The following is a 20375-nucleotide window of genomic DNA, read 5'->3' on the forward strand; positions in this document are numbered from 1 at the left end:
CTTGTTGTTGTAGTGGGGCCGGCGGTGGGGGGGGCCGCCCCCCCCGGGGGGGGGGGGCGCCCCCGGGGGGGGGGGGGGGCGGGGGTGGGCGGGGGGGGGGGGGGGGGGCGCGGGGGGGGGGGCCCGCCCCCCGATCGCATATTTCGAACGACGCGGTCAGAGGACGCGGCGGACCTCGGTGGCGAAGCTGTCGATGTGTTCGCGGGTCAGCCGCTCGGCGCGCTCGGAGTCGCCGTCGGCGATCGCGTCCAGGAGCTGGGCGTGCTCACAGATGTGGGAGGCCAGGTCGGGGAGCTTGTCGACGACCAGGCACCAGATCCGCGTCGCCAGGTTGTCGTACCTGATCAGCACGTCCTCGAGGTGCTTGTTGCTGGTCGCGCGGTAGATCATCCGGTGCACCGACATGTCGAGGCGCATCAGCGTGGACCGGTCGTCGCCGGTCGCGTCGAGCCCGCGCACCCGCTCGGCCATGGCTCGCAGCTCGGCCCGCATCGGCTCGGTGGCGGCGCTCGCCGCCCGGTTCGCGGCGAACGGCTCGAGCTGCTGGCGCAGGTCGGAGATCGCGCCCAGCTCGGTCACGTCGACGGCCGTCGCGAACGTGCCCCGGCGCGGGTAGGAGACGACCAGATGGTCGGTCTCCAGGCGCTTGAGGGCCTCGCGCACCGGGGTGCGGCCGAACCCGAGGGACTCCGCGAGCCTGCCGTCGTTGATCGGCTCGCCCGGCCTGATGTCGAGCATGATCAGCCGGTCCCGGATGCGTTCGTAGGCTGCGTACGCCAGCGAGGTCACGGGGCTGATCGCTGGGCTGATTCCTGGGCCGCTCGCCGTCCGGACGGGTGTCTGAACGTCGGTCATTCGATGTCACCGCTTTCTGATCTGGACCGTTGACAGCGGTCTTCGCTACCAAGCATACTGGTCATCCAGAACTGATATATCAATCGTACTTCAAGAGTTTGGGAGTTCATCGTGGTTGACGTCCTGACCGCCTCGCTCGCGGACCTCGATCCCGAGGTCCGTGCGCAGATCGATGCCGAGCTGAGCCGCCAGCAGACGACGCTGGAGATGATCGCCTCGGAGAACTTCGCTCCCGCCGCCGTCATGGAGGCTCAGGGATCGGTTCTCACCAACAAGTACGCCGAGGGCTACCCCGGCCGTCGCTACTACGGCGGCTGCGAGCACGTCGACGTCATCGAGCAGCTCGCGATCGACCGCCTCAAGGCGCTCTTCTCCGCGGAGTACGCCAATGTGCAGCCGCACTCGGGCGCCCAGGCCAACGCCGCCGCGATGTTCGCCCTCCTCGAGCCCGGCGACACCATCCTCGGCCTCTCGCTCGCCCACGGTGGCCACCTGACCCACGGGATGAAGATCAACTTCTCCGGCCGCCTCTACCAGGTCGTTCCCTACGAGGTGAGCCGCGAGGACTTCCTGATCGACATGGCCGAGGTCGAGCGCCTCGCCCTCGAGCACCGGCCCAAGCTGATCGTGGCCGGCTGGTCCGCCTACCCCCGCCAGCTCGACTTCGCGGAGTTCCGCCGGATCGCCGACCTGGTCGGCGCGCGCCTCATGGTCGACATGGCCCACTTCGCCGGCCTGGTCGCGACCGGCCTGCACCCGAACCCGGTGCCCTTCGCCGACGTCGTCACCTCGACCACGCACAAGACCCTCGGCGGCCCGCGCGGCGGCGTCATCCTCAGCAACGACCCCGCCATCGCCAAGAAGATCAACTCCTCGGTCTTCCCGGGCCAGCAGGGTGGACCGCTCGAGCACGTCATCGCCGGCAAGGCGGTCGCCTTCAAGGTCGCCGCGGAGCCCGAGTTCCGCGAGCGCCAGGAGCGTACGCTGCGGGGTGCCCGCATCATCGCCGAGCGGCTGCTCGCCGACGACGTCGCGGCCGCGGGGGTCTCGGTGGTCAGCGGCGGCACGGACGTCCACCTCGTGCTGGTCGACCTGCGCGACTCCGAGCTCAACGGCCAGGACGGCGAGGACCGGCTCCACCGCATCGGGATCACCGTGAACCGCAACGCGGTCCCGTTCGACCCGCGCCCGCCGATGGTCTCCTCCGGCCTGCGGATCGGCACGCCCGCGCTCGCCACCCGCGGGTTCGGCGACACCGACTTCGATGAGGTTGCCGACATCATCGCGGCCGCGCTGAAGGACGACTTCACCGAGGAGACGGCCGAGGTGCTGCGCGCCCGGGTCACGAACCTCGCCGAGAAGCACCCGCTCTACCCCCACCTCCTCGAGTCGAACGGAGCCGAGTGATGGCAGACCTGCTCCCCGAGCACCCCGACTTCCTCTGGCGCAACCCGGAGCCCAAGTCGTCCTACGACGTCGTCATCATCGGCGGCGGCGGGCACGGCCTGGCGACGGCCTACTACCTGGCCAAGAACCACGGCATCACCAACGTCGCCGTCCTCGAGCGCGGCTGGCTCGCCGGCGGCAACATGGCGCGGAACACGACGATCATCCGGTCCAACTACCTGTGGGACGAGTCGGCGGCGATCTACGAGCACTCCCTCAAGCAGTGGGAGGTGCTCCCCGACGAGCTCGACTACGACTTCCTCTTCAGCCAGCGCGGCGTGCTCAACCTGGCCCACACGCTGCAGGACGTACGCGACTCGGTGCGGCGCTGCGAGGCCAACCGCCTCAACGGGGTCGACGCGGAGTGGCTCGACGCCGACCAGGTGAAGGAGGTCTGCCCGATCATCAACACCAGCGACGACATCCGCTACCCGGTCCTCGGCGCGACCTACCAGCCGCGCGCGGGCATCGCCAAGCACGACCACGTCGCCTGGGCGTTCGCCCGCAAGGCCGACGAGCTCGGTGTCGACCTGATCCAGGACTGCGAGGTGACCGGCATCGTCAAGGACGGCAACCGGGTCGTCGGCGTGCAGACCAGTCGCGGCACGATCGCGGCCGGCAAGGTCGCGCTCTGCGCGGCGGGGCACTCCAGCGTCCTGGCCGAGATGGCCGGCTTCGACCTGCCGATCCAGTCGCACCCGCTCCAGGCGCTCGTCTCCGAGCTCCACCAGCCGGTCCATCCCACCGTGGTGATGTCGAACCACGTCCACGTCTACGTCTCCCAGGCCCACAAGGGCGAGCTGGTCATGGGCGCGGGTGTCGACGCCTACAACGGCTACGGCCAGCGCGGTGGGTTCCACGTGATCGAGGAGCAGATGGCGGCGGCTGTCGAGCTGTTCCCGATCTTCGCCCGTGCGCATCTGCTGCGGACCTGGGGCGGCATCGTCGATGTCACGCCGGACGCCTCCCCGGTGGTGAGCAAGACACCGATCGACCAGCTCTACGTGAACTGCGGCTGGGGGACCGGCGGCTTCAAGGGCACCCCGGGTGCCGGCTGGACGCTGGCGCACACGATCGCCCACGACGAGCCCCACGAGTACAACGCGCCGTTCGCTCTCGAGCGATTCAGCACCGGTGCCCTCATCGACGAGCACGGCGCCGCCGCCGTGGCCCACTGAAAGGAGCCGAGGATGATCCTCATCAGCTGCCCCGACTGCGGCGCCCGCGACGAGACCGAGTTCCACTACGGCGGTCAGGCCCACGTCCCCTACCCGGAGGACCCGAGCACCCTCAGCGACGAGGAGTGGGGTCGCTACCTCTTCTACCGCGAGAACACCAAGGGCATCTTCGCCGAGCGCTGGGTCCACAGCTCCGGCTGCCGCAAGTGGTTCAACGTCCTTCGCGACACCGTCACCTACCGCATCGCCGCCGTCTACCGCAACGGCGAGCCACGCCCCACCCTGGATGGAGACTCGCAGTGAACACGACGTCCCACCGCCTCACGGACGGCGGCCGCATCGACCGATCGACCCATCTCGCCTTCAGCGTCGACGGCCAGGAGTACGCCGGCCACGCCGGTGACACCCTCGCCTCGGCACTGATCGCCAACGGCGTGCTCGAGTGCGGTCCCTCGCTCTACCGGCAGCGCCCCCGTGGCGTACTCGCCGCCGGGCTCGAGGAGTCCAACGCGCTGGTCAAGGTGCGGCGCCCCGGCGACTCGGTGACCGAGTCGATGCTCCCGGCCACGACCGTCGAGCTCGTCGACGGCCTCGAGGCCGACTACCTCAGCGGCCTCGGCGATCTCGACCCTGGCAACGACACCGCGGTCTACGACAAGAAGTACGTCCACACCGACGTCCTCGTCATCGGTGCCGGCCCCGCCGGGCTCGTCGCGGCGCGGACCGCCGCCGCCACCGGCGCCCGGGTGATCATCGTCGACGACCAGCCCGAGCTCGGCGGGTCCCTCCTCTCCATCCGCGCCCTCACGATCGACGGCGTCGACAGCGACACCTGGCTGCGCGATGTCACCGAGGAGCTCGCGGCAGCCCCCGAGGTCACGGTCCTCACCCGGACCAACGCCTTCGGAAGCTACGACGCCAACTACGTGATCGCCCTCGAGAGCCGGCTGGACCACCTCGACGCCGCCACCAAGGAGTCGCTCGCCGGCCTGTCGCGACAGCGTCTGTGGCACATCCGGGCACAGCAGGTCGTCGTCGCCACCGGTGCGCACGAGCGTCCGCTCGTGTTCGGCAACAACGACCGCCCCGGCGTCATGCTGGCCTCCGCCGTCCGCACCTACCTGAACCGCTACGGCGTGGCCGCGGGCTCCGACGTCCTGCTCGCCACCACGAACGACAGCGTCTACGAGGTCGCCGCCGACCTGGCCGCCGCCGGAGTCGGGGTAGCGGCCGTCGTCGACGCCCGCGCCGAGCGGTCCGAGGCCGCCCGTCGTGCCGAGGAGGCCGGCATCGAGGTCGTCCTCGGCTCCGCCGTCCTCGACACCGCCGGCGACCCGCGGGTCACCTCCGCGACGGTGTCCGCCATCGACGCCGGTGGAGCCGCGGTCGGCGAGGGGCGAGAGATCGCCTGCGACGTCGTCGCCGTCGCCGGCGGCTGGAGCCCCGTGGTCCACCTGCACAGCCAGCGGCAGGGCAAGGTCCGCTGGGACGAGGACCTGGCCGGGTTCGTCCCGGCCGGCGAGGTCGCCGGCCAGCAGGTCGTGGGGTCCGCCCGCGGCAGCTACACCCTCGACGCGTGCCTCGCCGAAGGACGGCATGCCGCGGCGACGGCGCTGCTCGCCACGGGCTTCGCCGACGAGGCCCCGGCCGGGCCGCTCCCGGCAGCGACGGGTGACGGTACGACCCGCGCTCTGTGGCTCGCCGCCGAGGAGGGCGTACCGCTGGACGACCTGGTCGACCACTTCGTCGACTTCCAGCGCGACCAGACCGTGCACGACGTGCTCCGGGCGACCGGGGCCGGCATGCGCAGCGTCGAGCACATCAAGCGCTACACCTCGATCAGCACCGCCAACGACCAGGGCAAGACGTCCGGGGTCAACGCCATCGGGGTCATCGCGGCCGCCCTCAACGACGGGCGCAGCCCCGGTGAGATCGGCACCACGACGTACCGGGCGCCGTACGCTCCGATCCCGTTCGTCGCGCTCGCCGGTCGCGAGCGGGGCGACCTGTTCGACCCCGCCCGGCTGACCTCGATCCACCCCTGGCACGTCGCGCAGGGTGCCGAGATGGAGATCGTGGGCCAGTGGCTGCGGCCCTGGTACTACCCGCGCAACGGCGAGTCGCTCGACGAGGCCGTGCTCCGCGAGTGCGCCGCGGTCCGCGAGTCCGTCGGCATGATGGACGCGACCACGCTGGGCAAGATCGAGGTGTGGGGGAGCGAGGCCGGTGAGTTCCTCAACCGGATCTACACCAACGCCTTCAAGAAGCTCGCCCCCGGATCCGCCCGCTACGGCGTGATGTGCACGCCCGACGGGATGATGTTCGACGACGGCGTCACGCTCCGCATCGACGAGGGCCGCTACTTCATGACGACGACCACCGGCGGCGCCGCCAAGGTCCTCGACTGGCTCGAGGAGTGGCACCAGACCGAGTGGCCGACCCTGGACGTCAGCTTCACCTCGGTGACCGAGCAGTGGGCCACCGTCGCCGTCGTCGGCCCCCGGTCGCGTGAGGTGATCGCCCGGATCGCCCCGGACCTCGACGTCAGCAACGACGCGTTCGGGTTCATGACGTTCCGCGAGACGACGCTCGCCTCGGGCATCCCGGCGCGGGTGTGCCGGATCTCCTTCTCCGGAGAGCTCGCCTTCGAGGTCAACGTCGAGACCTGGTTCGGTCAGCAGGTGTGGGAGGAGATCCACGCCGCCGGCCAGGACTGGGACATCACCCCGTACGGCACCGAGACCATGCACGTCCTTCGCGCCGAGAAGGGCTACCCGATCGTCGGTCAGGACACCGACGGGACGGTCACGCCCCAGGACGCCGGCATGGAGTGGATCGTCTCCAAGGCGAAGGACTTCGTCGGCAAGCGGTCCTACCAGCGGGCCGACACCTCCCGCACCGACCGCAAGCACCTCGTCTCGGTGCTGCCCGTCGACAAGTCCTTCAGGCTGCCCGAGGGCACCCAGCTGGTCGAGGCGGGTACGCCGATCACCCCTGCCGAGGGACCGGTCCCGATGGTCGGGCACGTGACCTCGAGCTACCACAGCGCCGCGCTCGGACGCTCGTTCGCGCTGGCACTCATCAAGGATGGCCGCAACCGCATCGGCCAGACCCTCGTCGCGCCGGTCGGGGACCGACTGGTCGACGTCGTCGTCGCTGAAACCGTCCTCTACGACCCGGAAGGAACCCGTCGCGATGGTTGAGACCATGATCGAACCGATCGACAAGAAGACCTCGGATCTGCGCGTCAGCCCGGCCCAGCACCTGCACGGCGACTTCCTCGTCGCCGGTGTCACGGGAGCCTTCGGGGTGCGGGTGCGCGAGGAGCAGTTCCTCACCATGGTGGGCCTGCGGGTGCCGGTCGGCTCGGCCGACCGGGACCGCCTCGCCCAGATCCTCGGCGCAGAGCTCCCCGCCCGCTGCGGTGAGGTCGCCACCGGCCACGACGTGGTCGTGCTGTGGCTCTCGCCCGACGAGTACCTGGTCATCTCGCAGAGCGTGGCCGGCTCCACCCTGGCCTCCTACCTGCGTGCGGGCGTGTCCGAGGGTGCTGCCGCGGTCGTCGACCTCTCGGCCAACCGCACCACCCTCCGGCTCGAGGGCCCCTCGGCGCAGGCGGTCCTGGAGAAGGGCTGCCCGCTCGACCTGCACCCGAGGGCCTTCGCCACCGGCACGGCGGTCGCCACCAACATCGGGCGTGTCCCGGTGCTGCTGTGGAAGGTCGGCACCGACTCCTACCGGATCCTGCCGCGCGCCTCGTTCGCCGACTACCTGGGCCGCTGGCTGATCGACGCCATGGCCGAGTTCAAGGTTCTGGGATCCGGCTGATGGCACTGAGCGTGTTCGACATGTTCTCCGTCGGCATCGGGCCGTCGTCCTCTCACACGGTCGGCCCGATGCGAGCGGCGGTGCAGTTCACCGACGCGCTCAAGGCGGGTTCGCTGCTGGATGCCGTCGCCCGGGTCCAGGTGGAGCTGTTCGGTTCCCTCGGTGCCACCGGCCACGGGCACGGCTCCGACAAGGCGGTCATCCTCGGTCTCGAGGGCAACCGGCCCGAGACGGTCGACACGGACAACGCCGACGCTCGGGTGGCCGAGGTCCGTGCCACCCGTCGGCTGAACCTCGCCGGTGCCCGAGACATCGAGCTCGACGCCGACGACGTCGTCATGCACCGCACCCGCACCCTCCCCGCCCACCCGAACGGCATGGTCTTCCGGGCCTTCGGCGCCGCTGGGGAGGTGCTCCAGGAGAGCACCTACTACTCGGTCGGCGGCGGCTTCGTCGTAGACGAGGACGCTGCCGGCGCCGACCGGATCGTCGAGGACGCGACCCCGATCCCGTACCCGTTCACCACCGGCGCGGAGCTGCTCGCGGTCTGTGCCGAGTCGGGCAAGCGGATCAGCGACGTGATGATGGCCAACGAGCTGGCGTGGCGTACGGAGGAAGAGGTGCGCCACGAGCTGCTGCACATCTGGTCGGTCATGCAGGAGTGCGTGCACAACGGGTGCACCCGCGTCGAACCCACGCTCCCCGGCGGGCTGAAGGTCCCTCGCCGAGCCCCCGGTCTGTACGCCCATCTGCACGCCTCCACGGACGAGACCGACCCGCTCCGGGCGATGGACTGGGTCAACCTCTTCGCGCTGGCCGTCAACGAGGAGAACGCCTCGGGTGGCCGGATCGTGACCGCTCCGACCAACGGCGCCGCGGGCATCGTCCCGGCCGTGCTCCACTACTACGAGAAGTTCGTGCCCAGCGCCGACGAGGACGGGATCGTGAGGTTCCTGCTCGCCGCCGCGGCGATCGGGATCCTGTTCAAGATCAACGCGTCGATCTCCGGCGCCGAGGTCGGCTGCCAGGGCGAGGTCGGCTCGGCCTGCGCGATGGCCGCCGGCGCCCTGTGCGAGGTGCTCGGTGGCACCCCGGAGCAGGTCGAGAACGCGGCCGAGATCGGGATCGAGCACAACCTCGGGCTCACCTGCGACCCCGTGGGCGGGCTGGTGCAGATCCCCTGCATCGAGCGCAACGCCATCGCCAGCAACAAGGCCATCAACGCCGCCCGCATCGCCGCCCGTGGCGACGGCAGCCACCGGGTCTCCCTCGACGCTGCGATCAAGACCATGCGCGAGACCGGGGCCGACATGAAGATCAAGTACAAGGAGACCTCCCGCGGAGGCCTCGCCGTCAACGTCATCGAATGCTGACGGCCCCGCGAGAAGGAGAAGCAGATGACCACCACCACCGCAGCGAAGATCGACGGCAAGCGCGTCGCCGCTGATCTGAAGGCCGGGCTCGCCGTGCGGGTGAAGGCACTGCACGAGGCCGGGATCGACCCCGGCCTCGGCACGATCCTCGTCGGCGACGACCCCGGCTCCCACTCCTACGTCGCGGGCAAGCACCGCGACTGTGCGGAGGTCGGCATCGCCTCGATCCGGATCGAGCTCCCCGCCAGTGCCTCGCAGGCCGAGATCGAGGCCGCGGTGCGGCAGCTCAACGACGACCCGGCCTGCACCGGCTTCATCGTCCAGCTGCCGCTGCCGCCCCATGTCGACACCCACCGGGTCCTGGAGCTCATCGACCCGGACAAGGACGCCGACGGTCTCCACCCCACCAACCTCGGCAAGCTCGTGCTCGGCACTCCGGCGCCGCTGCCGTGCACGCCGCGCGGGATCATCGAGCTGCTGCGGCAGCACGATGTGCCGATCACCGGGCAACGGTTCTGCATCATCGGCTGCGGTCTGACCGTCGGCAGGCCCCTCGGGCTCATGCTCACGCGGCCCACCGAGCACGCCACCGTCACCCTGTGCAACATCGAGACCCGTGACGTCGCCGCCCACGCCCGGGCCTCGGACGTCATCGTCGCCGCCGCGGGCGTTGCCCACCTGGTCAAGCCCGACTGGGTCAGCCCCGGCGCCACCGTCCTCTCCGTCGGCATCACCCGCACCATCGAGGGCATCCTCGGCGACGTCGACCCGAACGTGGACGTCGTCGCCGGCAAGATGACCGGAGCCACCGGTGGCGTCGGGCCGATGACCCGCGCCATGCTGCTGACCAACATCGTCGAGATCGCCGAACAGCAGCTGGCTGCCAGGGAGGCGATCGCCGGGGCGCTGACATGAGCGAGCAGCGTTGCCAGGTGATGGGCATCATCAACGTCACCCCCGACTCCTTCTCCGACGGCGGCAGGTTCCTCGAGGTCGATGCCGCGGTACGCCGAGGGTTCGAGCTGATGCGTGACGGCGCCGACCTCCTCGACGTCGGCGGCGAGTCCACCCGGCCCGGCGCCCAGCGGGTCAGCGAGGCCGACGAGCTCGCCCGCGTGGTCCCGGTGGTCGAGGCGCTGTCCCGGGGCGGCTTCCCGGTCTCGGTCGACACCATGCGCGCCTCGGTCGCCCAGCGCGCCGTCGAGGCCGGTGCCGTCATCGTCAACGACGTCTCCGGCGGCCTCGCCGACCCCGGGATGCTGCCGTTCCTCGCCGAGGCGGACGTCACCTGCGTACTCATGCACTGGCGGGCGCACTCCACCCGGATGGACGACTACTGCTTCTACGACTCGGTCGTCGACGACGTCTGCGCCGAGCTGCGTGACCGGGTCGACTCCGCGCTCGCCGCAGGCGTACGTCCCGAGCGCATCGTCCTCGACCCCGGCCTTGGGTTCGCGAAGACCGCCGCCCAGTCCTGGGAGCTGCTCTCGGCACTCCCGACCCTGCGAGGTCTCGGGTTCCCACTCCTCGTCGGGGCCTCCCGCAAGCGGTTCCTCGCCGAGGCGGCGGCGTACGGACGACGTGTACCGGACGTCCCGGCCGACCGGGACGAGGCATCGGACGCGGTCGCGGCCATCGCCGCGGCGGAAGGAGCCTGGGGCGTACGCGTCCACTCGGTCTCCGGCGCCGCGGCCGCCTCCCGGGTGGCCGCGCGCCTGCGTGGACCGACGGTGGCGGTGGACCTGGTCGGCGCCCGGGCAGCGAAGCGATGAGCCGTCGCTCGGATGCCGCGGTCGTACGCCGCCTGCTGCTCGCGGCTCGCTACGAGGTCCTGCCCACCGCGAGGATCGAGGAGGTCGTCACGACCTCCCTCCCCGCCGGCCGGACCGTCACCGTGACCGCCTCCCCGGCCAAGGGCCTGGAGGCGACCGTGGACCTGTCGATCCGGCTCGCGGAACACGGCTACGACGTCGTACCGCACCTCGCCGCGCGGATGGTCTCGAGCCGGGCCGAGCTCGCCGAGATCACCGCTCGGCTGAAGGCGGCCGGCATCGGGAAGATCTTCGTGCCGGCAGGGGACGCGGAGCGGCCCGGGGCATTCCCCGGCGCGCTGGAGCTCCTCGAGGCCCTCGTCGACCTCGGTGACCCGTTCGGCCACGTCGGCGTCGCCGGCTACCCGGAGGACCATCCGACGATCATCCACGACCGCCTGGTCCAGGCGATGTGGGACAAGCGCCACCACGCCACCGAGATCGTCAGCAACCTCACCTTCGACCCCGGCGCCCTCACCGACTGGGTACGCCGCGTGCGGGCCCGAGGCGTCACGACCCCGATCCTCGTCGGGCTGCCCGGCCCGGTCGAGCGCGCCAAGCTCCTCACCATGGCGACCAAGATCGGGGTGGGGGAGTCGACGAGGTTCCTCGCCAAGAACACGGGCATGTTCGCGCGGATCGCCGCGCCCGGTGGGTTCTCGCCCGAGCGGTTCCTCACCCGGGCGGCCCCGGACCTGGACGGCCCGGAGGCCGCGGTCGCGGGCCTGCATCTGTTCACCTTCAACCAGGTCGCCGAGACCGAGGCCTGGCGCCGCGACCTGCTGACCCGACTGGGCGGAGACCCACAGTGACGAGCATCGGCTTCGACCTCGACGTCGCCGAGGTGGAGCAGCGGCTCCTCGCCCGCTGGCCCGAGACCAGGATCGCCCCGTCCCTGGAGCGCATCCGGGCTGTGACGGATGCGCTCGGCCGGCCGCAGCACGGCTACCGGTCGATCCACATCACCGGCACCAACGGCAAGACGAGCACCGCCCGGATGGTGGAGGCGATCCTGCTCGAGCTGGGCTCGAGCGTCGGCAGGTTCACCAGTCCTCACCTCGCCGACATCCGGGAGCGGATCAGCATCGGCGGCCACCCGATCTCGCCCGACGGCTTCGTCCGGGCCTACCGGGACGTCGCACCGGCGGCCGAGGCCGTGGACCGCGAGAGTCCCACGCCGCTGTCGTTCTTCGAGATGACCGTCGCCATGGCCTACCAGGCGTTCTCGACCGCCGGCATCGACGTCGCGGCGGTCGAGGTCGGCATGGGCGGGATGTGGGACGCGACCAACGTCATCGACGCCCCGGTCGCCGCGATCCTCCCCATCGGCCTCGACCACGTCGACCAGCTGGGCCCGACCAGGCTCGACATCGCCGCGGAGAAGGCCGGGATCATCAAGGCCGGAGCGCTGGCCGTGACGGCCAGGCAGACCCCCGAGGTGGAGCAGCTCCTGCGGGCGCACGCCGACGCGCATCTCGCCCGGCTCATGGTCGAGGGGCGCGACTTCGGGCTGGGCGGCCGGAGAGCGTCCGGTGCGGGCCAGGTCATCTCGGTGAACGGCCTCGCGGGTCACTACCCCGACGTGCCGCTGTCCCTGCACGGCCGGCATCAGGCACACAACGCCGTGCTCGCCGTCGCGAGCGTCGAGGCGCTCCTGGAAGAGGCGATCCCGCTGGACGTACTGCGTCGGGCGCTGGGTTCGGCCCGGTCACCGGGGCGGCTGGAGGTGCTGCCCGGAACCCCCGCCGTGATCCTCGACGCCGCCCACAACCCCGACGGCGCCCGGGCCCTGGCGGCCGGCCTCTCCGACCTCGGCCCGCGACCGACCGTCGCCGTGCTCGCCGCGATGGGCGACAAGGACCTCGTCGGCATGCTCGCCGCGCTCGAGCCCGTCGTGACCACGATGATCTGCACGCGGAACAGCAGCCCGCGGTCGCTGTCGTCCCGGGAGACCGCCGCCGCTGCGCGAGCGGTCCTCGGCGCCGACCGCGTCGTGGAGGTCGGCGACCTCGCCGACGCGCTCGTCGAGGCGACCGCGGCGGCCTCGACCCTCTCCGAGGAGGCCCAGGTGCTGGTCACCGGCTCCGTCGTCACCGTGGGGGAGGCCCGCCGCCTGCTGGGCCTGTGACCGGCGGCTCGACCACGGCTGGTCGAGCCGCCGGAGCCGCTAGGCGAAGGCGTGTCGAGACCAACACAGTCCCCTCGGCGCTCGGGTCGGCTGTGTTGGTCTCGACACGGAGTCGCTCGTTCCTCACGACTCCGGCTCGACCGGCGAGTGCGGCTCAGCGCACCATGCCGTGCGGGTCGATGACGTACTTGGTCGCCGCGCCCTTGTCGAACGCGGCGTAGCTCTCCGGAGCCTCGTCGAGGCTGATCGCCTTGGCGTTGACGGCGTCGGCGATGTGGGCCTTGTCGGCGAGGATCAGGTTCATCAGCTGGCGGTTGTACTGCTTGACCGGGCACTGACCGGTCACGAAGGTGTGCGACTTGGCCCAGCCGAGACCGAGGCGTACGCCGATCTGCCCCTGCTTGGCGGCGTCGTCGACGGCGCCCGGGTCGCCGGTGACGTACAGGCCGGGGATGCCGAGGGAGGCGCCGGCACGCGCGACGTCCATGATGTCGTTGAGGACGGTCGCAGGCTGCTCGGCGGCGTCGCGGCCGTGGCCACGGGCCTCGAACCCGACCGCGTCGATCGCCGCATCCACCTCCGGCTCGCCGAGGATGTCCGCGATGATGTCGGCCAGCGAGTCACCGGAGGACAGGTCCGCGGTCGCGCAGCCGAAGCTGGCGGCCTGCTTCAGCCGGTCCGCGTTCATGTCGCCGACGATCACGGTCGCGGCCCCGAGCAGCTGGGCCGAGTACGCCGCGGCGAGCCCGACCGGGCCCGCACCCGCCACGTAGACGGTCGACCCCGTGGTGACACCCGCGGTGTAGGCGCCGTGGTAGCCGGTCGGGAAGATGTCGGAGAGCATCGTCAGGTCGAGGATCTTCTCCAGGGCCTGGTCCCGGTCGGGGAACTTCAGCAGGTTGAAGTCGGCGAACGGCACCATGACGTACTCCGCCTGGCCACCGATCCAGCCGCCCATGTCGACATAGCCGTACGCCGCGCCGGCCCGGGCCGGGTTCACGTTGAGGCAGATGCCGGTCTTGCCCTCGTTGCACATGCGACAGCGGCCGCAGGCGATGTTGAACGGGACCGAGCAGATGTCTCCGACCTCGTGGAAGAGGACGTCGTCGCCGATCTCGACGATCTCACCGGTGATCTCGTGACCGAGCGTCTGACCCACGGGTGCGGTCGTCCGGCCACGGACCATGTGCTGGTCGCTGCCGCAGATGTTGCTGGTCACGAGCTTGAGGATCACCGCGTGCGGCGCGGCGCGCTTGATGCCCAGGCCGCTGACAACGTCCTGGGGGAGCTCCAGCTTCGGGTACTCGATGGACTCGACGGCCACCTCGCCCGGCCCCTTGTAGACGACGACTCTGTTGTCTGCCATGGCGTCTCTTCTTCCTGCCCCCGGATGGGGGCGTCCGGCGTGATCAGGTTGCAGGGATGTTTCTCATAGCGAAACAAGAGCGCTATATGAAACAAACTAGACCGTCGACGGTGCCCGCATCAAGACCCTGGTCCGACTGATTTCAGGCCCTGTGCCGCGGTGCCTGGTCGCGCGTGCCGCGCCCGACCGGCGGTAGGCGGCGGCGAGGAGAATCTGCGTGGGAGGCATACTGTTTCAGCATGAGCAACACGAGCGAAACACGGAGCACGACTGTTCACTCGGTCGACCGGGCCATCTCCATCCTCCAGGTGCTCGCCCGTCGGGGTGCTGTCGGCGTCACGCCGATCTCCGAGGAGCTGGGGGTGCACAAGTCCACGGTCTTCCGGTTGCTGGCGACGCTCGAGGCTCGTGGGCTGGTGGAGCAGAACAGCAGTCGCGGGCACTATCAGCTCGGCTACGGCGTCATCCAGCTGGCTGCCGGTGCGACCCGCAAGCACGACATCTCGGTCACCAGCCGGCCGATCTGCATGGCGCTGGCCGATGCGGTCGGCGAGACGGTCAACATCGTCATCAATGACGGCGAGGAGGCCATCACCATCGACCAGGTGATCGGGAGCGCCGAGATCACCTCGGTGAACTGGGTCGGTCAGCGGAGCCCCTTGCACACGACCGCGTCCGGCAAGGTCTTCCTGGCGAACATGCCGCCCGAGGACCGTCGGCGGATCCTGGAGGGCGGCCTGGAGTCCTACACCGAGGAGACGGTGGTCGACCCCGAGAAGCTCGAGGCGCAGCTCGCCGAGGTCCGTGAGCTGGGATATGCCTTCTCGGTCGACGAGCACGAGATCGGCCTGACGGGGGTGGCCGCGCCGATCCGTTCGCTGGGTGGCGGGGTGATCGCTGCCGTGGTGGCGTCGGGGCCGTCGTTCCGCATCACTGCCGAGAAGGCGCCCGAGCTGGCCGAGCACGTGCTCGCGGCCGCCGCGGCGATCTCCGAGCGGAACGGCTTCCCCAAGGCCGAGTGAACCGTGCCCGCCGAGGCGACGACTCGGCACCTCGAGGGGCCCGCATGCCTGGTGCATGCGGGCCCCTCGCGTACGTCGTGACGCGGATGTAAATCCTCTGAGGGAATCCAGAGGACCCGTTGACAGCGTCTCGATGTGCGCGTCAGAATCGTGTTGCGTTCTGCGCAGCAGTTTTGCAGAGTGAAACAACCGCCGTCTGGCGGACCGCCGTATCTGAACCCGGAATCTGCCCGGTTTGAGCGTGGGAGACATCAACGTGACGCGAATGAGCATCGAAACGACGCCTGTGGATCTGGCGTCCCTGGCGGACAGGCGAGCATCCGGCTACAGCCTGGAGGCGCCCTTCTACACCAGCTCGGAGATCTACGATCAGGATCTCGACGTCATCTTCGGCCAGCACTGGATCTTCGCTGTCGCCGAGGCGGAGATCCCGGATCCCGGTGACTACGTCACCATCGATGTGGGCGCCCACTCGGTCATCGTCGTTCGCGACGACGACGAGAACGTCCGCGCCTTCCGGAACGTATGCCGGCACCGCGGGTCGCGACTGCTCGAGTCGGCCTGCGGCTCGATCGGCAACATCGTGTGTCCCTACCACCAGTGGACCTACCGGGTCGACGGCAGCCTCATCTTCGCCGAGTCGCAGGCGGACACGTTCGAGTACGACAAGTTCGGGCTCAAGCCGGTCAACGTCCGTGCTGTCGGCGGGCTGGTCTTCCTCTGCCTCGCCGACGAGCCGCCGGCCGACTTCGACGAGGTTGCTGAGTTCCTCGAGCCCTACCTCAAGCCCTACTCGCTCGCCTCGGCGAAGGTCGCCCATCAGACCGACATCGTCGAGGAGGGCAACTGGAAGCTGGTGATGGAGAACAACCGGGAGTGCCACCACTGCGACGCCTCCCACCCGGAGCTGGTGACGGCGTACTTCCCGATCAGCCGCTACGAGGCCAAGGATGTCCCGCCGCGCATGCAGTCGACCTTCGAGCGCTACCAGGTGGCGCAGGCGGAGCTCGAGAAGGCGCGCGACGCCATCGGCTTCCCCCACGAGGAGCGTTGCGAGCTCGAGGGCCGTACGACGGGGTTCCAGCTCTCCCACCTCCCGCTCGACGGCGCGGGCGCGTCGTTCGGTCCGGACGGGCAGCAACTCTGCGCGAAGCTGATGGGTGCCATCGAGGACCCGCGGTTCGGCGACCTGTCGCTGCACATGCAGCCCAACTCGTGGTTCCACTTCCTCGGTGACCACGCCGTGGTCTTCTCGGTGATCCCGCTCGCCGTCGACCGGACGCTGGTGCGGACGACCTGGCTGGTGAACCCGGAGGCCGTCGAGGGCGTCGACTACTCGGTCGAGTCGCTCACCTCCGTGTGGCGTGCCACCAACGACCAGGACCGCGTCCTGGTCGAGGGCACGCAGCGAGGGGTGACGGACCCGGGATACGTCCCCGGTCCCTACTCGGTCGTCGAGGGTGAGGTCGATGCCTTCATCACCTGGTATGTCCAACGTGTCCGAGCCAACGCCTAGCCGCAGGTCGGAGGAGACATGACGATCTTGGAGACCGACATCCCCGCGGTGTCGGAGCCGAACTCGTTCGGCCTGCAGAACGGCCGCCCGGCCCCCGTCCGCAGCAAGCGGATGCTGGAGCCCTGCTGGGCCGAGAGCGACGTGATGGACCTGGTGTGCAGCCAGGTCCTGGCCGTCACCCATGACGTGAAGACCTTCGTCTTCACGACCCCCGAGCGACGTCCCTTCGACTTCGAGGCCGGACAGTTCATCACCATCCGGGTCGAGATCGACGGCGAGCTGATGACTCGTTGCTACACGATCGCCTCACCGCCGACCAGGCCCGACCGACTGGCGATCACGGTCAAGCGGGTCCCCGACGGCGTCGTGTCGAACTGGCTCCACGACAACCTGGAGCCCGGGGCGTGGATCTCGATGCACGCCCCGGCGGGTGCCTTCGTCCTGCCGGAGGAGGACGCACCGAAGTACCTGTTCCTCTCGGCGGGAAGCGGGATCACCCCGGTGCTCTCGATGACGCGGACCTTGTACGACCTCGGGTCCGAGGCGGACATCCTCTTCGTCCACAGCGCGCGTACGCCGGCAGACATCATCTACCGCGGTGAGCTGGAGGCGATGGCGCGCCTGATGCCCAACCTGCGGGTGGTGGAGATCTGTGAGGGCGACGCCCCGACCGAGCGCTGGATGGGGCTGCAGGGACGCATCTCCAAGCCGGTGCTCGAGATCCTGGCCCCTGACCTCGGCGAGCGGGAGACGTTCATCTGCGGTCCCGCGGGCTACATGGCCGCGGCGAAGTCGCTGCTCGAAGAGCTCGACTACGACATGGGGAAGTATCACGAGGAGAGCTTCGACTTCGGCGCTCCCGAGGTGCCCGCCCCGAGCGCCGCGCCGCCGATCGAGCAGGACTCCGAGGAGGAGGCCGCGGCCGGGTTCTCCGTCGAGTTCGCGCGCAGCGGGCGGATGATCACGTGCGGTCCGGACCAGACCATCCTGGAGGCGGCGACGGCCGCCGGCATGCGGCCGATGGCCGCCTGCGGTCAGGGCATGTGCGGGACCTGCAAGGTGTCAATGCTCTCCGGAGAGGTCGACATGAAGCACAACGGCGGCATCCGGCCCAAGGAGATCGCCAACCAGAAGGTCCTGATCTGCTGCTCCAAGCCTCTGGGTGACATCCAGCTGGACTGCTGAGCCCGAAGCACCGGTGGCTGTCAGGTCGCAGACCTGGCAGCCACCCGGGCGTCAGAGGACCTGACGGATCTCGCTCTCGAAGCCGCCGATGTGCGCGAGGGTGAGCTCCTCGGCCCAGTCGGCGTCGCCGTCGGCGACGGCGGTGAGGAGCTGGGCCTGCTCGACGACGTGGTGGGCCAGGTCGGGGAGCCGGTCGATGACCATCCACCAGATCCTGATGGCCAGGTTGTCGTACCTGATCAGGATGTCCTCCAGATGGGCGTTGCCGCTCGAGCGGTAGATCAGCCCGTGCGCGGCCTTGTCGACCTGCATCAGCGAAGTTCGGTCTCCGTCGCCGAGCTTGCCCTCGCCGATCTGGGCCGCGAGGGCGCGCATCTGCTCGCGCTGCTCAGCGGTCGCGCGCTCGGCGGCCGCGCGTGAGGCGTACGGCGCGAGCTGGCGGCGGATCTCGGCGATCGCGCTGAGCTCGGTCGCGTCGATCGTCGTCGCGAAGGTGCCGCGGCGAGGGAAGGAGTGGACCAGGTGGTCGGCCTCGAGGCGCTTGATCGCCTCGCGGACGGGCGTGCGGCCCATGCCGATGGCCGCGGCGATCTGGCCGTCGTTGATCGGCGCCCCCGGCCGGATGTCGAGCATCACCAGGCGCTCGCGGATGTACTGGTAGGCCTGCTCGGCGAGCGAGCCGGCGGGGGGAGTCGCCGTCGTTGCCAGGATCTCGTCAACCGTCATCGAGTCGTGCCCCACTTGTCTGTTCCGGCCTGAGCGCTTTTTACCATCTTAGACTGATACATCAGTGGCCGGGCAACGGCGTGCTGAACACCCGCAGCAGCCGCTCGGCCTTCCAGCCCGACTCGGCGTACTCGTCGTGCGCGGTCGAGTGGACGGTGATCCCGCCTCCCGTGCCGAGCTCCCAGGTGCCGTCGCCGGGGGTGGTGAGGCTTCTGATCACGACGCCGAGATCCGCCCGGCCGTCGGGCGCGATCCACCCGAAGGCGCCCGAGTAGACGCCGCGCGGGCTGGTCTCGACGCTTCGGATGATCTCCATGGTCCGAAGCTTCGGTGCGCCGGTCATCGAGCCGGCGGGGAAGAGGGCGCGCAGGGCCTCGATGCCGGTGACGCCGTCGCGCAGCCTGCCGCGCACGGTCGTCACGAGCTGGTGGACCGATGCGTACGACTCCACCGCCATCAGTGACGGGACCGTCACCGACCCGGGCTCGCACACCATCGCCAGATCGTTGCGGAGCAGGTCGACGATCATCAGGTTCTCGGCGCGGAACCTCGGGTTCGACGCCAGCTGCCGGCGCAGCTCCTCGTCCTCGTCGGGGCACGCCGCGCGCGGGGTGGTGCCCTTGATCGGCCGGGTCTCGATCATCCGGTCCCGGTCGATCGTGGCGTACCGCTCGGGTGAGGAGCTGAGCAGCCGGACGTCGTGGTGCTGGATGAAGCCTGCGTAGGGGGCGGGGTTGAGCTCGCGCAGGCGCAGGTAGGCGAGAGCCGGGTCGACGTCGTCGCGCACCTGGACCCGGTGGGTCAGGTTCGCCTCGTACGTGTTGCCGGCCCTCAGCTCTCGCTGCACCTGGTCGAAGGCTCGCGTGTAGGCGGCCGGGGTCTCGGCGACGGATCCCGTCGCTAGGTGTCGCAGGGGGCCCGGGGCCGGCGACCGCTCGAAGCCCGTCGGGCGCCGGGTCCGCATCCAGACCGCGTCCGGCATCGCGGGATCGTCCGTGCGGCTCTTCCGGGCCGGGAGGTCCGGGCGGCACGCGTAGCCGAAGTAGCCGACCCAGATCTCGTCCGGGGGCGTACGGGCGAGCTCGTCCCCGAGGACGGCGAAGATATCGGTGCCGACCGGGCGGACCTCCTCACCGCGGTGTCGGAGGACCTCGCCGCGGGTGGCGTCGTAGGTGAGGGAGACGTCGTCGTCGCGCAGTGCTCCCATGATCGAGCGCCGGGTGGTCCCGGGGCCGGCGTCCAGCCAGAAGCAGCGCGGGCGGGTGCTCGCCATCTCGACGAACCGCTCCTCGGTGCTCATGACGTCGCCGCGAGGAAGTTCGCGACCAGTGCGGCTCCGTGCTCGCTCAGGATCGACTCGGGATGGAACTGCACGCCCAGGTGAGGCAGCGATCGGTGGCGTACGGCCATCACCACCGGCTCGCCGTCGCCGCCTTCGGTCTCGGCGATGACCTCGAGCTCGGGCGGGATGCTCGTCGCGGCGAGCGAGTGGTAGCGCACCGCCGAGAACGAGGACGGTACGCCGGAGAACAGCTGGTCGCCCCGATGCCGGACCCGCGCCACGTCACCATGCGCGGGCGGGATCCGGTCGACGCGCCCTCCGTAGGTGGTCACGACGCCCTGCATGCCGAGACACACGCCGAGCACCGGGACCGTCCCCGCGCGGAGGACGTCGCCGCCGACGGCGAAGTCGCCGGGGTTCGCCGGATGCCCGGGGCCGGGGGAGAGCACGACGTGGTCGAAGCCGAGCACGTGGGCCGCTGTCGTCGTGTCGTGCTGGACCACGGTCGGGAGCGCTCCGGTGACGCCGGCGATCAGGTGCACGAGGTTCCAGGTGTAGGAGTCGTGGTGGTCGACGACGACGATCCGGGGAAGGACGGTGTGGGTCACGGGCCACCTCCAGAGGACACTGTCGACAACTAGTATATCAGTGCTAGTGTC

General features: G+C 70.2%; 18 protein-coding genes. 13 read left to right on the forward strand and 5 right to left on the reverse strand.

Translation table 11 applies throughout. The features are described 5' to 3' along the window. Nucleotides 1-156 precede the first annotated feature (156 nt). A complete protein-coding gene (locus tag ACIRON_RS09210; protein ID WP_402991892.1) occupies nucleotides 157-855 on the reverse strand; it encodes a GntR family transcriptional regulator in 699 nt (232 codons plus the stop codon). 111 nt (nucleotides 856-966) lie between these two features. On the opposite strand from ACIRON_RS09210, the gene glyA reads away from it, so the two are divergent. Genes glyA through ACIRON_RS09260 form a run of 10 tightly spaced genes read left to right on the forward strand, consistent with a single transcriptional unit; the run spans nucleotide 967 to nucleotide 12619 of the window. Beyond that, entirely contained in the window at nucleotides 967-2262 is a 1296-nt protein-coding gene (gene glyA, locus ACIRON_RS09215; protein WP_402991895.1) for a serine hydroxymethyltransferase, read from the forward strand. Next, entirely contained in the window at nucleotides 2262-3479 is a 1218-nt protein-coding gene (locus tag ACIRON_RS09220; RefSeq protein WP_402991898.1) for a sarcosine oxidase subunit beta family protein, read from the forward strand. Before glyA ends, ACIRON_RS09220 begins: the two co-directional genes overlap by 1 nt. A gap of 12 nt (nucleotides 3480-3491) precedes the next feature. Continuing rightward, nucleotides 3492-3782 (forward strand): sarcosine oxidase subunit delta, encoded by a 291-nt coding sequence (locus ACIRON_RS09225; protein ID WP_091048069.1) that lies wholly within the window; start codon nucleotides 3492-3494, stop codon nucleotides 3780-3782. Further along, a complete protein-coding gene (locus ACIRON_RS09230) occupies nucleotides 3779-6682 on the forward strand; it encodes a 2Fe-2S iron-sulfur cluster-binding protein (RefSeq protein ID WP_402991902.1) in 2904 nt (967 codons plus the stop codon). The genes ACIRON_RS09225 and ACIRON_RS09230 overlap by 4 nt, the downstream gene beginning before the upstream one ends. Before the next feature lie 4 nt (nucleotides 6683-6686). Then, entirely contained in the window at nucleotides 6687-7307 is a 621-nt protein-coding gene (locus tag ACIRON_RS09235; protein WP_402991904.1) for a sarcosine oxidase subunit gamma, read from the forward strand. After that, nucleotides 7307-8680 carry an L-serine ammonia-lyase gene (locus ACIRON_RS09240; RefSeq protein ID WP_402991907.1) on the forward strand — a complete coding sequence of 458 codons (1374 nt, stop codon included), beginning with the start codon at nucleotides 7307-7309 and terminating at the stop codon, nucleotides 8678-8680. The genes ACIRON_RS09235 and ACIRON_RS09240 overlap by 1 nt, the downstream gene beginning before the upstream one ends. Nucleotides 8681-8704: 24 nt before the next feature. Next, nucleotides 8705-9595, forward strand: a complete 891-nt coding sequence (locus ACIRON_RS09245) for a bifunctional methylenetetrahydrofolate dehydrogenase/methenyltetrahydrofolate cyclohydrolase (RefSeq protein ID WP_402991909.1) — start codon at nucleotides 8705-8707, stop codon at nucleotides 9593-9595. After that, entirely contained in the window at nucleotides 9592-10452 is an 861-nt protein-coding gene (gene folP / locus ACIRON_RS09250; RefSeq protein ID WP_402991912.1) for a dihydropteroate synthase, read from the forward strand. The genes ACIRON_RS09245 and folP overlap by 4 nt, the downstream gene beginning before the upstream one ends. Further along, the gene (locus tag ACIRON_RS09255) at nucleotides 10449-11303 is read left to right on the forward strand and encodes a methylenetetrahydrofolate reductase (protein WP_402991915.1); all 855 of its coding nucleotides are present in this window, start codon (nucleotides 10449-10451) and stop codon (nucleotides 11301-11303) included. The genes folP and ACIRON_RS09255 overlap by 4 nt, the downstream gene beginning before the upstream one ends. Beyond that, nucleotides 11300-12619 carry a bifunctional folylpolyglutamate synthase/dihydrofolate synthase gene (locus tag ACIRON_RS09260; protein ID WP_402991918.1) on the forward strand — a complete coding sequence of 440 codons (1320 nt, stop codon included), beginning with the start codon at nucleotides 11300-11302 and terminating at the stop codon, nucleotides 12617-12619. The genes ACIRON_RS09255 and ACIRON_RS09260 overlap by 4 nt, the downstream gene beginning before the upstream one ends. Nucleotides 12620-12773: 154 nt before the next feature. On the opposite strand, the gene fdhA is transcribed toward ACIRON_RS09260, so the two are convergent. Next, nucleotides 12774-13985, reverse strand: a complete 1212-nt coding sequence (gene fdhA / locus ACIRON_RS09265) for a formaldehyde dehydrogenase, glutathione-independent (protein ID WP_402991921.1) — start codon at nucleotides 13983-13985, stop codon at nucleotides 12774-12776. A 239-nt stretch (nucleotides 13986-14224) separates the two neighbouring features. Between fdhA and ACIRON_RS09270 the strand changes: the two genes are divergently transcribed. From ACIRON_RS09270 to ACIRON_RS09280, 3 genes are all read left to right on the forward strand, one after another. Further along, a complete protein-coding gene (locus ACIRON_RS09270; RefSeq protein ID WP_091048087.1) occupies nucleotides 14225-15007 on the forward strand; it encodes an IclR family transcriptional regulator in 783 nt (260 codons plus the stop codon). Between the two features lie 265 nt (nucleotides 15008-15272). Continuing rightward, nucleotides 15273-16523, forward strand: a complete 1251-nt coding sequence (locus ACIRON_RS09275; RefSeq protein WP_402991924.1) for an SRPBCC family protein — start codon at nucleotides 15273-15275, stop codon at nucleotides 16521-16523. A gap of 18 nt (nucleotides 16524-16541) precedes the next feature. Then, nucleotides 16542-17708: an FAD-binding oxidoreductase gene (locus ACIRON_RS09280; RefSeq protein WP_402991927.1), complete on the forward strand. Its 1167-nt coding sequence runs from the start codon at nucleotides 16542-16544 to the stop codon at nucleotides 17706-17708. Between the two features lie 51 nt (nucleotides 17709-17759). Here ACIRON_RS09280 and ACIRON_RS09285 read toward each other — a convergent pair whose 3' ends face one another. The 3 genes from ACIRON_RS09285 to ACIRON_RS09295 form a co-directional block, all read right to left on the reverse strand. After that, entirely contained in the window at nucleotides 17760-18434 is a 675-nt protein-coding gene (locus ACIRON_RS09285; protein WP_402991930.1) for a GntR family transcriptional regulator, read from the reverse strand. 61 nt (nucleotides 18435-18495) lie between these two features. Next, complete coding sequence (locus ACIRON_RS09290; RefSeq protein WP_402991933.1) at nucleotides 18496-19734, reverse strand: anthranilate synthase component I family protein; 1239 nt, start codon at nucleotides 19732-19734, stop codon at nucleotides 18496-18498. After that, the gene (locus ACIRON_RS09295; RefSeq protein WP_402991936.1) at nucleotides 19731-20324 is read right to left on the reverse strand and encodes an anthranilate synthase component II; all 594 of its coding nucleotides are present in this window, start codon (nucleotides 20322-20324) and stop codon (nucleotides 19731-19733) included. Before ACIRON_RS09295 ends, ACIRON_RS09290 begins: the two co-directional genes overlap by 4 nt. Nucleotides 20325-20375 lie beyond the last annotated feature (51 nt).

Origin of the sequence: Nocardioides sp. NPDC101246 (assembly GCF_044767415.1) — a bacterium.
Lineage (GTDB): Bacteria > Actinomycetota > Actinomycetes > Propionibacteriales > Nocardioidaceae > Nocardioides.

Bases quoted from the DNA above. Each gene is read 5' to 3' on its own strand.
- ACIRON_RS09210 (WP_402991892.1), bottom strand. From the start codon at position 855: ATGACCGACGTTCAGACACCCGTCCGGACGGCGAGCGGCCCAGGAATC.
- ACIRON_RS09220 (WP_402991898.1), top strand. From the start codon at position 2,262: ATGGCAGACCTGCTCCCCGAGCACCCCGACTTCCTCTGGCGCAACCCG.
- ACIRON_RS09225 (WP_091048069.1), top strand. From the start codon at position 3,492: ATGATCCTCATCAGCTGCCCCGACTGCGGCGCCCGCGACGAGACCGAG.
- ACIRON_RS09235 (WP_402991904.1), top strand. From the start codon at position 6,687: ATGATCGAACCGATCGACAAGAAGACCTCGGATCTGCGCGTCAGCCCG.
- ACIRON_RS09240 (WP_402991907.1), top strand. From the start codon at position 7,307: ATGGCACTGAGCGTGTTCGACATGTTCTCCGTCGGCATCGGGCCGTCG.
- ACIRON_RS09245 (WP_402991909.1), top strand. From the start codon at position 8,705: ATGACCACCACCACCGCAGCGAAGATCGACGGCAAGCGCGTCGCCGCT.
- folP (WP_402991912.1), top strand. From the start codon at position 9,592: ATGAGCGAGCAGCGTTGCCAGGTGATGGGCATCATCAACGTCACCCCC.
- ACIRON_RS09255 (WP_402991915.1), top strand. From the start codon at position 10,449: ATGAGCCGTCGCTCGGATGCCGCGGTCGTACGCCGCCTGCTGCTCGCG.
- fdhA (WP_402991921.1), bottom strand. From the start codon at position 13,985: ATGGCAGACAACAGAGTCGTCGTCTACAAGGGGCCGGGCGAGGTGGCC.
- ACIRON_RS09270 (WP_091048087.1), top strand. From the start codon at position 14,225: ATGAGCAACACGAGCGAAACACGGAGCACGACTGTTCACTCGGTCGAC.
- ACIRON_RS09275 (WP_402991924.1), top strand. From the start codon at position 15,273: ATGAGCATCGAAACGACGCCTGTGGATCTGGCGTCCCTGGCGGACAGG.
- ACIRON_RS09280 (WP_402991927.1), top strand. From the start codon at position 16,542: ATGACGATCTTGGAGACCGACATCCCCGCGGTGTCGGAGCCGAACTCG.
- ACIRON_RS09285 (WP_402991930.1), bottom strand. From the start codon at position 18,434: ATGACGGTTGACGAGATCCTGGCAACGACGGCGACTCCCCCCGCCGGC.
- ACIRON_RS09290 (WP_402991933.1), bottom strand. From the start codon at position 19,734: ATGAGCACCGAGGAGCGGTTCGTCGAGATGGCGAGCACCCGCCCGCGC.